The sequence below is a fragment of the Desertimonas flava genome (genome assembly GCF_003426815.1).
Classification (GTDB): Bacteria; Actinomycetota; Acidimicrobiia; order Acidimicrobiales; family Ilumatobacteraceae; genus Desertimonas; species Desertimonas flava.
On record NZ_QKYK01000006.1, the window covers coordinates 168350 to 181948 of the forward strand.

Genomic DNA, 13599 nt, shown 5'->3' on the forward strand with positions numbered 1-13599 from the left:
TACGGGCGGTCAACCGGCCGGGGCCCCGCGTGCCCAGGTGAGCGACGGGAGCCCATACGTTCGATCGGACGGGGCGAGGATCTGGCCGCGGACCGGCTCACCGACCACCAGTTCGTCGGCGCTGTCGCCGGCGTAGACGCCGAGGACGCGCACGTTCCCCGCCGCTGGCAGCTCGACGAGCACGACGACGTAGGGCAGGTCCGCGGCCCGGACGGCCACGAACGGGTACCACGTGCGGGTCCACGAGTACACGACGCCGACCGGCTCGACGTCGCGCCAGGCGAGTTCGGCATGGAGACAGCCGGGGCATGACGGCTGCGCCGGCCACACCCAGCGGTCGCATTCGGGGCACTGCGGCAGCCGGACGGCGCCGTCACCGAGGCCGCTCCAGAACTGCGCGTCGACGCCGGTCGCGGCCAACTGGCGAGCCGCCTCGGGGGTCATTCCGTGCCGCCCTTTGCGTGATGTCCGCTCGACGCGGGGATCCGTTCGTCGCCGCCGCTCGCGGCGAACAGCCCGTCGCGGGCGACGACGGCGCGCAGCTCGTCGGCGGTGCCGGCGATGTGGATCCGGCCGGTCTCCATGATGACGCCCCGGCTGGCGACCGCGAGGGCGAGCGAGGCGTTCTGCTCGACGACGAGCACGGCGACCTCGAACAGCTCGCGGACGCGCCGGAGCACGCCGGGAAGCTCGTTGACCACGATCGGCGCGAGGCCGAGGGACGGCTCGTCGAGCAACAGCAGCCGCGGGCGGGACATCAGCCCGCGGGCGATCGCCAGCATCTGCTGCTGGCCGCCGCTCATCGCCTTGCCGAGATGACGCCGCCGCTCACCGAGGATGGGGAAGATGTCGTACATCAGGGCGATGTCCTGCTCGATAGCCGCCTTGCCCGAGCGGGAGTGGGCGCCGATGCGGAGGTTGTCCTCGATCGTCATCGCCTGGAAGATGTGCCGGCCTTCCGGCACCAGGGAGATGCCGGCGGCGACGGCGCAGCGTTCGCCGCGCCCGCTGATGCGGTCCCCATCCAGGGTGATCGTGCCGGTGCGGGGCGCGACCGCGCCGGCGATCGCTTTGAGCAGCGTGGACTTGCCGGCCCCGTTGGGACCCATGACGCACACCGACTCGCCGGCCGCGACCGTCAGGTCGATGCCGTGCAGCACATGGGCGTCGCCGTAGTAGACGTGCAGGTCAGTGAGCGCCAACAAGCGAGCCTCCTAGATACGCCTCGATCACGCCCGGGTCGCGCCGGACCTCGGCCGGGGTGCCGGTGGCGATCACCGACCCGGTGTTGAGGACGACGGCGCGCTCGCACAGGGCCGCGATGAACGGCATGTCGTGCTCGATCACCACGAGCGTCACACCGAGCGCACTGAGGCGTTCGAGCATCTCGAGCAGCTCGTGCGTCTCGCGCTCGTTGAGGCCGGCGGCCGGCTCGTCGAGCATCAGCAGTCGCGGGTTCAGCGCCACCGCGATGGCGATGCCGAGCCGCCGGCGGTTGCCGTAGGGAAGCGACTTCGCCGGGGACGCCGCCTGACCGGACAGCCCGGCGAGATCGAGCAGGCTGGGGACGTCGGCCGGCAGTTCCGTCGCCGCCCCGGCCCGGCGGATCAGCGGCAGCTCGAGGTTCTGCTCGACCCGCAGGCCGGGGAAGACGGCGTCGTGCTGGAACGTGCGGACGAGACCGCGGCGAGCGGTCTGCTCCATCGTCAGCCTGGTGATGTCGGCATCGAGGAATCGCACCGAACCGCCCGTCGGGCGCATCGCCCCGGACACCGCGTTGAACAGCGTCGTCTTACCCGAACCGTTGGGACCGATCAGCGCCAGACGCTCGCCTTCGCTCACGTCGAGGTCGACGTCCTGGAGCGCCCGCACCTGTCCGAAGGACTTGGACAGGCCACGCACCGTGAGCATCACGAGCCCCGCCTGGTGAGCTTGCGCCATCCCGCTTCGATGCCGCCGAGGATGCCGGTCGGCAGGACGATGACCATCACGCACAGCGCCGCGCCGTAGGCGATGAGCACCCTGTTGGGGTCGAGCTTGATGATCTCGGGCAGGTAGTACGCCACGGCGGCGCCGACGACCGGGCCGAGAATCGACTGACGACCGCCGATCACGACGATGAGGATGAGCGTGATCGCCTGGTTGACGCCGAACCCGTGGATGTCGATGTGGGACAGGTAGAAGGCGTAGAACACGCCGGCGATACCTGCGAGGGAGGCTCCGATGGCGAGGCTGAAGATCTTCAGCCACGTGGTCTCGATGCCGATCGAGCGCGCCAGCTCCTCGTTCTCGCGGATGGACACGAACAGCTTGCCGAGGTCCGACCCGCGCAACCAGACGACGCCGAGCGCCATCACGGCCACCACGCCGAGACAGAGGTAGAAGACGCTCGTGCGGCTCGCGAACTCGACGCCGAAGATGTCGATCTGCTTGGGGATCGACATGCCGCTCCCACCGCGGCCCGCCGTCACACTCCAGTTGTTGGCGACCACGGTGACCGCCTCGGCGATGACGAACGTGACGATGACGAAGTAGTGGCCCTTCGTGCGCAGGATCGGCATGGCCATCAGGGCGCCGGCGGCGAACGAGAACACGATCGCCAGACCCAGGCAGCCGAGGAACGGCCAGTCCCAGTACTTGACGAAGATGCCGGTGGTGAAGGCACCGACACCCCAGGCGGTGACGATGGCGACGGTCATCTGGCCGGCGAACGCATAGGGGACGAACAGTCCGTACGCGGCCATCGTCCAGATGAGGCAGATCACCGCGAGGTGGACGTGACGGTTCGACAGCCCCACATGGGGCAGCAGCGTGAGCACCGCCATCGTCACGAGCACGGGGACATAGGCGCGCATGCGACCGACGCGTTTCGCAGACGCCGGAGACGGCGTCGCGGTTTCGGCTCCACGTGCCGGGGCGGTGAGCCTCGTGCCCGACACGGTCGTGTCAGACATGTGCGCCCTCCGAGCCCTTGAACAGACCGGACGGCCGGACGAGCATGATGAGGATCACCAGCACGTAGCCGAAGAAGTCGGTCCACCGCGACGAGATGTAGGCACCGCCGAACGTCTCGGCGAGACCGACGGCAAGGGCGGCGAGGGCGGCTCCCTCGACGCTGCCGAGACCGCCGATGAGTGAGACGACGAACGCCTTGACGACGAATCCGGCACCGAGCGTGACGGTCGCGCCGAACAGGCTCAGCAGGAGGGCTCCGGCGGCGCCGGCCAGGGCCCCGCCGACGAGGAACACCCCCATGATCAAGACCTTGGTGTTGACACCCATCAGCGCCGTCGTCTGCGGGTCCTCGGCGTAGGCCCGCGTCGCCCGACCGACCCTGGTACGGCGCAGCACCAGCATCAGGGCCACCGTCAGCATGGCCGCGACGGCGACCACGACGAGGCGTTGGTAGCTGATCTGCACCCCGCCGACCTCGAGCACGCCGTCGATGGGCACGTCGATGCGATGGAGCGAGTCGCCGTAGCGCTCGACCATCAGGCCCTCGATGACGAAGATCAGGCCGAGCGACAGGATGAAGCCGTTGATCGGATTGGCCGCGGTGAACCGGAAGCCGCCGCGCTCCATGGCCAGGCTCGCCCCACCACCCACCGATGCGGCGATGAGCACGGCGAGGAAGAACGGGATGCCGGAGCTGACGGCCGACCAGGCGGCGAAGGCGCCGACGGTCACGAGCTGGCCGTGGGCGAAGTTGATCAGGTTGGTCAGTCCGTAGACGAGCGTGACCCCGATCGCGATCAGCGCGTACACGCTGCCGTTGACGAGGCCGTTCGCCAGCTGCTGCAAGAAGGTCTGCATGGTCGGGTCTCTCGATCTCCGGAGACGCCGGGGTCGTGGCCGGGCGGGCGCTGCCCGGCCACGATCCCTGGCGACGGTCAGCTCTCGGGCTTGTCGAGCGTCTCGCAGGTCGGGACGCCGGCCTCGACCTTGCAGTAGTCGGCGGTGATCTGGGCGATGTTGAACTCGTTGTAGGAGATCGGTCCCATCGTCGGGCCGTCGAACTCGATCGCGTTGATCGCCGCGGCGATCGCCTCGGTGTCGTCGACCGACCCGGCGTCCTGGAGCGCCTGGACGAGCAGGAAGACGTAGTCGTAGAAGTACAGGGCGCCGCCTTCGTCGACGGAGATCTCCTCACCGAGGACGTTCACCACGTCGTCGAGGTAGGCGAGCTGGCCGTCACGGGGAGCGACGAGCGTGCCGTCCTCCAGCGCCTCCATGATGCCCGGCATGCTCACCACGACCCACGGCTGTTCGATCGGCTCACCGATCGCCGTGCTCGTCGCCGGTCGCAGCGAGCCACCCCATGACATGAACGCGGGGGCCGCGCCGAGCTCGATGGCCTGCTTGGCGATGTTGGCATTGGCCGTCGACGTGCAGCACACGAACACCACCTCGGGCTCGGCATCCTTGACCGTCGTGAGGATCGAGGCGAAGTCCGTCTCGTCGGCCGGGTAGACCTCCTCGGCGACGAGCTCGAGACCGAGCTCCTCGGCGGCCGTGGCGAAGTTCGGGCCCATGAAGGTCCCGATGCCACCGTCGTCGTAGATGGCCGCGACCCGCGTGGCGTCCGGGTAGCCGCGCTCCAGGGCAGCGGCCATGTAGGCGGCGATCGTCGCCTGGTCACCACTGGTGTTGAACAGCGTGGGAGCTCCCCCGTCGAGCAGCATCGGCACGAGGGCGGTCGAACCGGAGAACATGATGGCGCCGCGCGGCACCGCGTACTCGGCCACGGCGGGGGCGGTGACGCTGGTGACGGGTCCGAGGATGATGTTCACGCCCTCGTCCTCGAGCAGCTGGGTGGCCGATGCCGTGGCGACAGCGGGGTCGCTGCGGTCGTCGAGCATGACCAGCTCGAGCTCGTACGTGGTGTCGCCGACGGTGAAGCCGCCCGCCGCGTTGATCTGCTGGACGGCGAGCTCGACGGCGTGGACGCCCCCTTCGGAGAAGGGAGCCACGGTGCCCGAGAGCGAGAAGATCGCGCCGATCTTCAGCGTCTCGGCCTCCGCCGATGCGTGGCCGATGCCGGCCGTCGCGGCCGCCAGCGACACGGCTGCCACCGCCGCGGCACCGAGCAACCGATGGCCCACCCGACGGCGACGAGGCCGCGTCGAACCAGAAGCGCGAGTCATGAGAGTCCCCCTGTGAGGTCGTTGAACCGTGAATGTCGCCCGGGAGAGCGGTTCCCCCGAACATCGTCAAGGCGAGTATTCTAGGGTCGTTAGACATTGTCAAGAAGAAACCTAGGGTCGTGAGAAAAAGGGGGCACCATGAGGTTCGGACTGCTGTCGGATGCCCACGGGAACCACGCCGCCCTACGCCACGCGGCGAGCTGGCTCAGCGATCGGGTGGACGACCTGATCTTCGCCGGCGACGCCTTCTCCGACCACCGGTTCTCCAACGAGACCGTCACGACACTGCGCGAACTCGGCGCCACGTACGTGCTCGGCAATCACGAGCGTTCCCTGCTCTCGCCCGCCGGAGCCCGGGCGCGGGCCGCCGAGCACGTCGAACCCGACCTGCTGGCGTGGGTCGCCGAACGTCCGAGTCGTGCCGAGGTCCTTGGCGACCGGGTGCGCATCCTGGTGGTCCATGCCAGTCCGTGGCCGCCGCTCGACCAGTACCTCAGCCCGTCAGCTGCCTCGCTCGGTCCGGCGGCCGATCTCGACGCCGACGTGCTCGTGGTCGGCCACGCTCATCAGCCCTTCGCCACGCAGATGGGCACGACTCTCGTCGTCAACCCGGGCTCCGTCGGGCGGGCGGACGCGCCCGGCCTCGGCGATCTCCTCACGTTCGCCGTGCTCGACACCACGGGCTCCGGGGACGGCCGTCCGGCGGTGACCCATTACGCGTTCGTCGGACCCGACGGCGAGATCAGTCGACTGGACGAACGCTGACCGCCACGCCGGTCATGTGCTGCTGATTCGACAGCGCTTCGAAGCTGTCGGGACCGTGCGGCATCAAGACGTTGACGTTCACCCCTGGCTTCTCCCGCGCGAGCCGCAGCCCGGGCTGCACGCCCCAGCCGTGCTCCATCGACACGACGCCGGGTCGAACCGCGTCATCGAGCTCGACCGTGACCTCGAGCTCACCCCATGCCGATGCGACCACCGCCCGAGTCCTCTCGGCGAGCCCCCGCTCGGCGGCATCGACGGGGTGCATGGCGAGCCGGTTCTCGGTCCGGTCGCCCCGCTTCATGCCCGGCACGTTGGCGTACCAGGAGTTGTGCATCCGGGAGTCCCGCCGGCTGATCAACCGCAGCTGATCAGGCGGTTCGGCGACCATCGCGGCGAAGATCTCAGCACAACGGCCGAGCGCCGGGCCGAACGCCTCGGGGCAGCAGTCCACCTTGCCGTCGGGGGTCTGGATGCGCTCGGACAGGAACCGGCCGTACTCGAGCCGCTTGCCGAGCGGGAGACCACGGGGGCTGGCCAGGAGCTCCTGGCGGGTGATGCCACCGCCGCTCAGCATGTGGTCGAGCCGCGCCCACTTCGCCTCCTCCGGATCGTCCTCGTCCAAGAGCGACTTCACACCGAGCTCCTGCGCCAGGCGGGCGTAGATCCACCACTCCTCGCGGCGCTCGTGCTGCGGCTCGGCCACCGGAGGGGTGAACTGCACCCACGGGTGGAGCTGCATCGTGTTGCCGGACACGCCGAGGTCGCCGCGTTCGAACTGATCGGTGGCCGGCAGCAGCCAGTCGGCGTACTCGGACGTGGCGTTGGGGTAGATGTCGACGACGACCAGCAGCTCGAGCGCCTCGAACGCCTTGCGCAGCACCTCCTCGCCGGGCAGCGACAGCAGCGGGTTGCCGCTCGTGACGAACAGGGCGCGGACCGGCTCGTCGGCGTCGAGGATGTAGTGCGGAAGCAGCCCGCCAGGGATCTCCCCCGCTCGCATCCGTCCGAAGTCACCGTCGACGAACCCGGCCGCGTAGTCGCTTCGGCCCTTGGCGCCCATGTCGTAGTAGCCGGGGGCGAAGACGTTGCCGCCGGGGCGGTCGAGGTTGCCGGTGACGAACGCGAGCATGTGGACGAGCCAGTACGCCAGCGTGCCCTGGCGTCCCTGGTTGACCCCGGTGGACATGTGCACCGCGGCCGACGGCGCCGCGGCGAAGTCCCGAGCGAGGGCGGCGATGTCGGGCGCCGCCACCCCACAGATCTCGGCGACGCGCTCGGGCGGGTAGTCGGCGATGCACTCGCGGAGCTCGGCGACGTGCTTGCCATGGGACTGCGCGACGCGGTCGAACCCGACGCTGCGGTCGATCTCGTGGAGCATGGCGGCCAGCAGGTACACGTCGGTGTCGGGCCGGATCTGGATCGTCGGACCAGTGCGCTCGTCGGAGGACTCGGTGATGCGCGGGTTCACGAACACGACCCGGCCGCCACGGGCGGCGACCTCCATCAGCCGCTTGTACGGCGCCGGCAGCGACACGAAGCTGGCCTTCGAGGCCCGCCAGTTCGATCCGATCAGCAACAGGAAGTCGGTGTGGTCGACATCGGGGATGGGCTGCAGGTAGCTCGACCCGAACACCGCGTTGCTGCCGGCGTACTTGTTGACGCAGTCCTGCGTGCCGGCGTTGAAGTAGCGCCGCACGCCGAGGCGTCGCAGGGCGTCGGGCACCCCGGTCCCGAGGAGGCTGTTGAAGCCCGATGGGTTCCCGGCATACGTGGCGACTGCGTCGGGGCCGAAGCGATCGACGATCTCACGGACCTTGGCCGCGACGGCCGAGATCGACTCGTCCCACGTCCGTCGGACGAGCTCGCCGTTCACCCGCTGGTAGGGGTGGTCGAGGCGGTCGGGATCGTTGTGGATCTCCGCGCCCGCCAGCCCCTTCGGGCAGGCAAAGCCCTGCGTCACCGGGTGATCACGATCGGGTTCGAGCTTCACCAGCCGGCCCTCCTCGACGGTCGCGATCAGACCGCACGCCGGCTCACACACCCGGCAGAACGTCTCGCGTCGAACGGTGGCTGTCTCCGACATGTTTCCGTCTCCCCTTCCGGCGAACGGCACGTACCCTAGCATCACTAGATAACTGTCGAGTCCGGCGTGACGTAGTTGGACGAGCCATCGACTGGTCGTTAGGGTTGCCGAACATGCGATTCGGACGACTCACACTCATCGCTGCCCTGCTCGGCGCCGCAGCGTGGACGACTCCCGTTGCCGCCTCGGCGCCGCCCACCGACGGCACGGCGGCCGACGCGACGGCAGCGGACTCGTTCACGCCCGTGACGATCGAGCATCGGTACGGCTCCACCGAGATCAGCGAACGCCCGGAGCGCATCGTCTCGCTCGACGGCCAGTGGACCGACACCCTCGTCGCCCTCGGCGCGCTGCCCGTCGGATACCTCGCCGACACCTACTACGACGGCGACGTCTACCCGTGGCTCGGCGACTCGCTCGCCGACAGCGCCCGTCTCGAGTTCACCGATTCGATCTCCTACGAGCAGGTCGCCGCGCTCGAGCCGGATCTCATCGTCATCTCGTGGCGAGCCGAGGATGAGGGGATGTACGACAGCCTGGCTGCGATCGCGCCGACGATCACGTCGCTCTCCGACGCTGTCGTCGACCCGTGGCAGGACATCACCGCCGCCGCCGGTCAGATCCTCGGCGAGGAGGAGCACGCGGCCCAGCTCATCGACGAGGTCGAGCAGCAGATCGCCGGTGTCGCCACCGAGCTCCCCGGCCTCGCCGGCAAGACCTTCGCCTTCGCCAACTACCTGCCGGGCGATCAGATCTATGTCCTCACCGATCCGGCCGACGGGGCGATCGCCTTTTTCCTGGCGCTCGGGCTCGAGCTCCCCGAGAGTCTGGTGGGCGGCGAGGCGCCGGCCGGCGGCCGCTACGAGATCAGCTTCGAGCAGATCAGCCTGCTCGACTCCGACGTGCTGATCATGCTCACCAACGGCGCCGACACCTCCGACATCACGGGGTTCGACCAGCTGCCCGCTGTGCAGGACGACGCCTACATCCTGCTCGACTACGCCGGGGCGACGGCGCTGAACGTGCCCAGCGCACTGTCGCTGTCGTACGGCATCGACGCCGTCATGCCCGCCCTGGAGGCCGCTGCGTCGTGATCAGGCGGCGGCGTCGTCACGCATGACGCCGCCGCTCGTCACATCGACGTTGAGCAGGAGGGCGAAACGGCCGCCGAGCGATTCGAGCCACCACGAGTCGCCGTAGCGCACGGCATCGAACACCAGCGTGACCTCATCACCTGCGGCCGTGGTGCGGACGGCGACGGCGAGCGACTCGTCGGCGCCGAGCACGGCGTTGCGCTCGTCACGCTGTTTGACATCGGGCCCCGTGTAGAGCTCGGCGGCATCGGCGTCGATGTCCTCGAGGGCCACGAACTCGAAGTCGGCCAGTCCGGCCAGCGAGCCGGACGACATCGCGGCCGAGAGCGACTCCGTGAACTCGGCGGCGTCGTCCACCATCTGGCCTTGCGTGCGGTCGAGCTCGGGGTTGAGCAGGGCGAAGTACTGGTTGAGGATCTGGTTGACGACGGTGGCCCGGCGCTGCTCGACGTTGAACGCCGTGTTCAGCGGATCCCCCGACGGCAGCGGGATGCCGATCCCGTACGACTGGTAGAACCGCTGCCACTCGATGGCGGCCTCGAAGTCGTAGTGCTCGACGAACGTCTCGACGGCGAACGCGGCCGTGGCGCCGGCGAGGTCACCTGCGGCCAAGGCCGACAGGTACTCCGTGACGGCGTCCTCCGCCGACGCGGATCCGGGGCCTTCAGCCGTGGGGCCGGCGACGGCGGCGGCGGGCGGCACGTCGGTCGACGCCGAGACGGAGGCGACACCGAGGCCCGTGGCCAATCCGGTAGCGACGAGGACGGAGAGTGTGGCGATGGCGCGGGATCGTGGCATGGGAACGTTCGTAGCACTCGAGTCCCGGAGTTTCCACCGTGAAACGTTCGATCCTCTGCCATATTGACCGATCGGTTACTTTGCCCGTATGCCCGTCCACGGCGTCGAGCTGATCGCCAATCTTCCCGCCACCGCCGATCCCGCCGGCTTCGCCCGCATGGCCGAGGACGCCGGGTTCGACGGCGTGGCGTGCTCCGACCACTACTGGATGAGCGCCGCGTACCCGCATCTGTGGGTGGCGCTGGCCACGATGGCTGCGACGACGAGCCGGGTGAGCGTGCTGCCGTCGTTCGCCAACAACCTGCTCCGGTCGCCGTTCGAGTTCGTCCAGGCGAGCGTCACGCTCCACGGTGCTGCGGGCGGCCGCTACGAGGCCGGGCTCGGCGCCGGCTGGACCGAGCAGGAGCTCGTGGCGACGGGCCAGCGCTACCCCAGCGGACCCGACCGGGCCCGGCGGTACCGCGAAGCGCTCCTGATCGTCCGGGAGCTCCTCACGACCGGGGCCTGCTCCTTCCGCGGCGACCACTACACGTTCGACACTCCTGAGCTCCCGCCGCTCCGGCACCCCGAGATCCCCCTGGTGGCGTCTGTCGGCGGACCGTGGACGATCCGTCACATCACACCGATCGTCGACCGCGTCGAGCTCAAGTTCGGCCGCACGACGCGTGGCGGGCAGCTCGACATGGCGGCTCTGGCGAGCGTCACCATCGATGAGCTCGCGGCCATGGTCGCCGCGGTCCGCGAGGTGCGACCTGACATCGACATCGGGCTGTTCCTCATGATCGCTGCGGGCGACGGCCCGCAGGTCGACGCCGTCGCCGGGCGCTTCGGCTCGAACCTGGTGGGGCGCTTCGCCGGCGAGCCACGCAAGGTGATCGACAACGTCGTCGCCCTGTCCGAGATCGGCATCGGGCGTGTGCAGCTCACGGAGCTGGCGCCGGGATCACTGGCCAACGTGGCCGCAATCCTGCAGGACATCGGCCATGACTGATCGAACGGTCCACCCCGACCGGCTCGACGTGGCCGAGACCGTGTACCGCTACGCCGTCGGCATCGACACCCGTGACTGGATCCTCTACCGCTCGATCTTCGCCGCCGACGTGGAGATCGACTTCGAGTCGTACAACGGAGTCGCCGCGGCCACGATGCCGGCCGACGCCTGGGTCCAGAATCTCGTGCCCGTGTTCACAGGGCTGTCCGCCACGCAGCACGCGATGTCGAACCCGATCACGACAGTCGCCGCGGACGCCGCCACGTGCCGGATGTACATCCAAGCCCACCACGTGCTCGATGCCGACGACCCCGACTCGTGGTTCACGCTCGGCGGCTACTACGACGACCGCCTGGTGCGCGATCCCGGCGCTCCCGCGGGATGGGTGCTCACCGCTGTCCGCCTGACCGTGTTGTGGCGCCGGGGCGACCCCGGGATCATGCCGATCGCTCGACAGCGCGGTCTCGACGCACGCTGAGCGCGCCGTCGCTCCGACCGGTCGGCCTGACATCGACGTCGTCTACGGTCGCAGCGTGTCTCCCCGGCAGATCGTCCGCCCCGACGACGACGAGCTGATCGCGCCCGACGCACCGAACTGGTTCAAGCGGGCGGTGTCGACGCCGTCGAGCGACCACTTCGTCACGTCCGGCGGCGTGGCGATCCACTACCTGGCGTGGGGCGAGCCGGGGCGACGGGGCCTCGTCTTCGTCCACGGCGGTGCGGCCCATGCCCACTGGTGGGCCCACATCGCCTCGCGGTTCGCGTCCACTCACCGCGTGGTCGCCGTCGACCTGTCCGGCCACGGTGACAGCGACTTCCGCGAGGACGGCTACACACTCGAGCGATTCGCGGCCGAGGTGATGGCGGCGGCCTCGGACGCCGGCATCGACGGTCCGCCGGTCGTCATCGGGCACTCCTTCGGTGGGTTCGTCACCACCGTCACCGCCGCCCTACACGCCGACGATGTCGCCGGCGCGATCGTGTGCGATTCACCGATCACTGAACCCGATCCGGAGGTCGGCTCACACCGCTCGCGCCGAGCGTTCGGCAAGGTCCGGGTCTACTCGACCCGGGAGGAGGCGCTCGCCCGATTCCATCCCGAGCCCCGGCAGAAGAACGAGCTCACGTACGTCCTCCGTTACATCGGTCCGTGGTCGTTGCGGCAGGTGGCGGGCGGTTGGAGCTGGAAGTTCGACCACCGGATCTTCGAGGGCTTCGAGAACGGCACGCGTGCACTCGCCCTGCCGTACCTCAGCGAGGTCCGCTGCCGGTACGCCCTACTGCGCTCCGAGCACGGTCTGGTCACACCCGACATCGGCCAGGCGATGTACGAGAAGCTCGGTCGGGTCGCCCCGGTGATCGAGATTCCGCAGGCCGGCCACCACGCGATGCTCGACGAACCGCTGGTGCTGCTCACGGCGATCCGGACGTTGCTCGCCGACTGGGATCACTCGACGCCGCAGGTGCGGTGACCTGGTTCTCCGTGTCGCCCGTCACACATACTGACTGATAGGTTTGGCGTCCATGGCTGATGTTGCTGTGATCGCTCGAGTACCCGCCGCCCCCGGCCAGCGGGCGGAGCTGGCCAAGGCGCTGCAGATGGCGCTCGACAACGTCGAGCAGGAGGCGGGGACCCGCTACTACCTGCTCCACGAAGCTCGCGACGACGAGGACACCTTGTGGATGTACGAGATGTACGAGACGCAGGCCGACCTCGAGTCGCACATGGGGTCGTCGTGGTTCGCCGAGCTCGGCCCGGCGATCGCGCCGTTCCTCGGCGGGCGGCCCGAGCTGACGTTCCTCAAGCCGCTCGGCGGCAAGGGCGCATAGCGACGGACGGTCCGGCCGATGACGTTCGTCTCCGACCCGTCGTTCCACACGCTGCACGTCACCCGGATCCGGGGCCGGGCGCCGATCGATTCGGTGCGCGCCGCCACCGGGCGCCACGATGCGCTGCAGTTGCTCCAACAGCTCGCGGCGGTGGGCCACGTCGAGTACCACACCGGTCGAGCCGCCGGCTGGGGCGCGACCCCGCACGGGCGCGAGGCCCACGCGGCCCTGCTCGCCGCCGAGCGCGCCGCGGCCGCCGCGGACGCCCATGTGCGCCAGGCATACGACGCCTTCGTCGCCGTCAACCACGAGCTGATCGCCGCGTGCAGTGCGCACCAGATGCGTGACGACGGCACGCTGAACGACCATCGTGACAAGGCGTACGAGGCGAAGGTCCTCGACCGCCTCGACGCGGTGCACGAGCAGGCGCGGCCGATCTGCGCCGCGCTGTCGTCGGCGATGGGGCGGTTCGGCAACTACGGCACGCGGCTCGGGCGGGCGCTCGACGGCGTTCGCGCCGGAGCGCACGAGTGGTTCACCAGCCTCGTCATCGACAGCTATCACACCGTGTGGTTCGAGCTCCACGAGGATCTCCTGCAGACCCTCGGCCTCGACCGCGCCACCGAGACCGCCGACCACTGACGCGCCGCCCGCCTGACGGGATGTGCCAGGCACATCCCGTCAGATCGAGACGCGGCGACACTCCTGTGCTGCTCTCGTCGCGATTTCGGGCGCTCGTGTCGCGTTCGTGGGTTCTGAACGGTGGAAGTGCGTACGGGGTGGGCCTCCGGGAGCGCGCTGGGTCGGCACTTCGACCGGGGCCGTCGCGCCTCGCCGCAGGTCGGTCCACTTCGCCGGTGACGGCTGCTGCTCCGACGGCGAGGTGATCGACGT

At 69.4% G+C, this 13599-nt stretch carries 15 protein-coding genes; 7 read left to right on the forward strand and 8 right to left on the reverse strand.

Translation table 11 applies throughout. The annotated features are described in order from the left end of the window. Nucleotides 1-9: 9 nt before the first annotated feature. From DN771_RS09850 to DN771_RS09875, 6 genes are all read right to left on the reverse strand, one after another. Nucleotides 10-444, reverse strand: a complete 435-nt coding sequence (locus DN771_RS09850; RefSeq protein ID WP_116997185.1) for a Zn-ribbon domain-containing OB-fold protein — start codon at nucleotides 442-444, stop codon at nucleotides 10-12. Continuing rightward, nucleotides 441-1205: an ABC transporter ATP-binding protein gene (locus tag DN771_RS09855; RefSeq protein ID WP_116997186.1), complete on the reverse strand. Its 765-nt coding sequence runs from the start codon at nucleotides 1203-1205 to the stop codon at nucleotides 441-443. The genes DN771_RS09850 and DN771_RS09855 overlap by 4 nt, the downstream gene beginning before the upstream one ends. Continuing rightward, nucleotides 1189-1941 carry an ABC transporter ATP-binding protein gene (locus tag DN771_RS09860; protein WP_205528511.1) on the reverse strand — a complete coding sequence of 251 codons (753 nt, stop codon included), beginning with the start codon at nucleotides 1939-1941 and terminating at the stop codon, nucleotides 1189-1191. The genes DN771_RS09855 and DN771_RS09860 overlap by 17 nt, the downstream gene beginning before the upstream one ends. Next, on the reverse strand, nucleotides 1911-2954 hold the full coding sequence (locus DN771_RS09865; RefSeq protein WP_116997187.1) for a branched-chain amino acid ABC transporter permease: 1044 nt from the start codon (nucleotides 2952-2954) through the stop codon (nucleotides 1911-1913). Before DN771_RS09865 ends, DN771_RS09860 begins: the two co-directional genes overlap by 31 nt. Then, nucleotides 2947-3813, reverse strand: a complete 867-nt coding sequence (locus tag DN771_RS09870) for a branched-chain amino acid ABC transporter permease (RefSeq protein WP_116997188.1) — start codon at nucleotides 3811-3813, stop codon at nucleotides 2947-2949. The genes DN771_RS09865 and DN771_RS09870 overlap by 8 nt, the downstream gene beginning before the upstream one ends. 77 nt (nucleotides 3814-3890) lie before the next feature. Beyond that, entirely contained in the window at nucleotides 3891-5063 is a 1173-nt protein-coding gene (locus DN771_RS09875) for an ABC transporter substrate-binding protein (protein ID WP_162941760.1), read from the reverse strand. A 219-nt stretch (nucleotides 5064-5282) separates the two neighbouring features. Between DN771_RS09875 and DN771_RS09880 the strand changes: the two genes are divergently transcribed. Then, the gene (locus tag DN771_RS09880) at nucleotides 5283-5909 is read left to right on the forward strand and encodes a metallophosphoesterase family protein (protein WP_116997190.1); all 627 of its coding nucleotides are present in this window, start codon (nucleotides 5283-5285) and stop codon (nucleotides 5907-5909) included. Here the strand turns inward: DN771_RS09880 and DN771_RS09885 are convergent. After that, nucleotides 5887-7992: a molybdopterin-containing oxidoreductase family protein gene (locus DN771_RS09885; RefSeq protein WP_162941761.1), complete on the reverse strand. Its 2106-nt coding sequence runs from the start codon at nucleotides 7990-7992 to the stop codon at nucleotides 5887-5889. The two genes, DN771_RS09880 and DN771_RS09885, sit on opposite strands and share 23 nt — an antisense overlap. Nucleotides 7993-8105: 113 nt before the next feature. Between DN771_RS09885 and DN771_RS09890 the strand changes: the two genes are divergently transcribed. Next, nucleotides 8106-9086: an ABC transporter substrate-binding protein gene (locus DN771_RS09890; RefSeq protein ID WP_116997192.1), complete on the forward strand. Its 981-nt coding sequence runs from the start codon at nucleotides 8106-8108 to the stop codon at nucleotides 9084-9086. On the opposite strand, the gene DN771_RS09895 is transcribed toward DN771_RS09890, so the two are convergent. After that, nucleotides 9087-9884: a hypothetical protein gene (locus tag DN771_RS09895; RefSeq protein WP_116997193.1), complete on the reverse strand. Its 798-nt coding sequence runs from the start codon at nucleotides 9882-9884 to the stop codon at nucleotides 9087-9089. 88 nt (nucleotides 9885-9972) lie between these two features. On the opposite strand from DN771_RS09895, the gene DN771_RS09900 reads away from it, so the two are divergent. From DN771_RS09900 to DN771_RS09920, 5 genes are read left to right on the forward strand one after another with little or no spacing between them, the layout of a single operon-like run. Continuing rightward, complete coding sequence (locus DN771_RS09900; RefSeq protein WP_116997194.1) at nucleotides 9973-10875, forward strand: LLM class flavin-dependent oxidoreductase; 903 nt, start codon at nucleotides 9973-9975, stop codon at nucleotides 10873-10875. Then, a complete protein-coding gene (locus DN771_RS09905; RefSeq protein WP_116997195.1) occupies nucleotides 10868-11353 on the forward strand; it encodes a nuclear transport factor 2 family protein in 486 nt (161 codons plus the stop codon). Before DN771_RS09900 ends, DN771_RS09905 begins: the two co-directional genes overlap by 8 nt. 55 nt (nucleotides 11354-11408) lie before the next feature. Continuing rightward, nucleotides 11409-12347, forward strand: a complete 939-nt coding sequence (locus tag DN771_RS09910) for an alpha/beta fold hydrolase (protein WP_227462304.1) — start codon at nucleotides 11409-11411, stop codon at nucleotides 12345-12347. A gap of 52 nt (nucleotides 12348-12399) precedes the next feature. After that, nucleotides 12400-12705 (forward strand): putative quinol monooxygenase, encoded by a 306-nt coding sequence (locus DN771_RS09915; RefSeq protein WP_116997196.1) that lies wholly within the window; start codon nucleotides 12400-12402, stop codon nucleotides 12703-12705. Nucleotides 12706-12723: 18 nt separating this feature from the next. Further along, the gene (locus DN771_RS09920) at nucleotides 12724-13347 is read left to right on the forward strand and encodes a transcriptional regulator (protein WP_116997197.1); all 624 of its coding nucleotides are present in this window, start codon (nucleotides 12724-12726) and stop codon (nucleotides 13345-13347) included. Nucleotides 13348-13599: the final 252 nt, after the last annotated feature.

Excerpts from the sequence above, each read along its gene's own strand:
- DN771_RS09850 (WP_116997185.1), bottom strand. The coding sequence starts at position 444 with ATGACCCCCGAGGCGGCTCGCCAGTTGGCCGCGACCGGCGTCGACGCG.
- DN771_RS09860 (WP_205528511.1), bottom strand. The coding sequence starts at position 1,941 with ATGGCGCAAGCTCACCAGGCGGGGCTCGTGATGCTCACGGTGCGTGGC.
- DN771_RS09865 (WP_116997187.1), bottom strand. The coding sequence starts at position 2,954 with ATGTCTGACACGACCGTGTCGGGCACGAGGCTCACCGCCCCGGCACGT.
- DN771_RS09870 (WP_116997188.1), bottom strand. The coding sequence starts at position 3,813 with ATGCAGACCTTCTTGCAGCAGCTGGCGAACGGCCTCGTCAACGGCAGC.
- DN771_RS09880 (WP_116997190.1), top strand. The coding sequence starts at position 5,283 with ATGAGGTTCGGACTGCTGTCGGATGCCCACGGGAACCACGCCGCCCTA.
- DN771_RS09885 (WP_162941761.1), bottom strand. The coding sequence starts at position 7,992 with ATGTCGGAGACAGCCACCGTTCGACGCGAGACGTTCTGCCGGGTGTGT.
- DN771_RS09890 (WP_116997192.1), top strand. The coding sequence starts at position 8,106 with ATGCGATTCGGACGACTCACACTCATCGCTGCCCTGCTCGGCGCCGCA.
- DN771_RS09895 (WP_116997193.1), bottom strand. The coding sequence starts at position 9,884 with ATGCCACGATCCCGCGCCATCGCCACACTCTCCGTCCTCGTCGCTACC.
- DN771_RS09900 (WP_116997194.1), top strand. The coding sequence starts at position 9,973 with ATGCCCGTCCACGGCGTCGAGCTGATCGCCAATCTTCCCGCCACCGCC.
- DN771_RS09905 (WP_116997195.1), top strand. The coding sequence starts at position 10,868 with ATGACTGATCGAACGGTCCACCCCGACCGGCTCGACGTGGCCGAGACC.
- DN771_RS09915 (WP_116997196.1), top strand. The coding sequence starts at position 12,400 with ATGGCTGATGTTGCTGTGATCGCTCGAGTACCCGCCGCCCCCGGCCAG.
- DN771_RS09920 (WP_116997197.1), top strand. The coding sequence starts at position 12,724 with ATGACGTTCGTCTCCGACCCGTCGTTCCACACGCTGCACGTCACCCGG.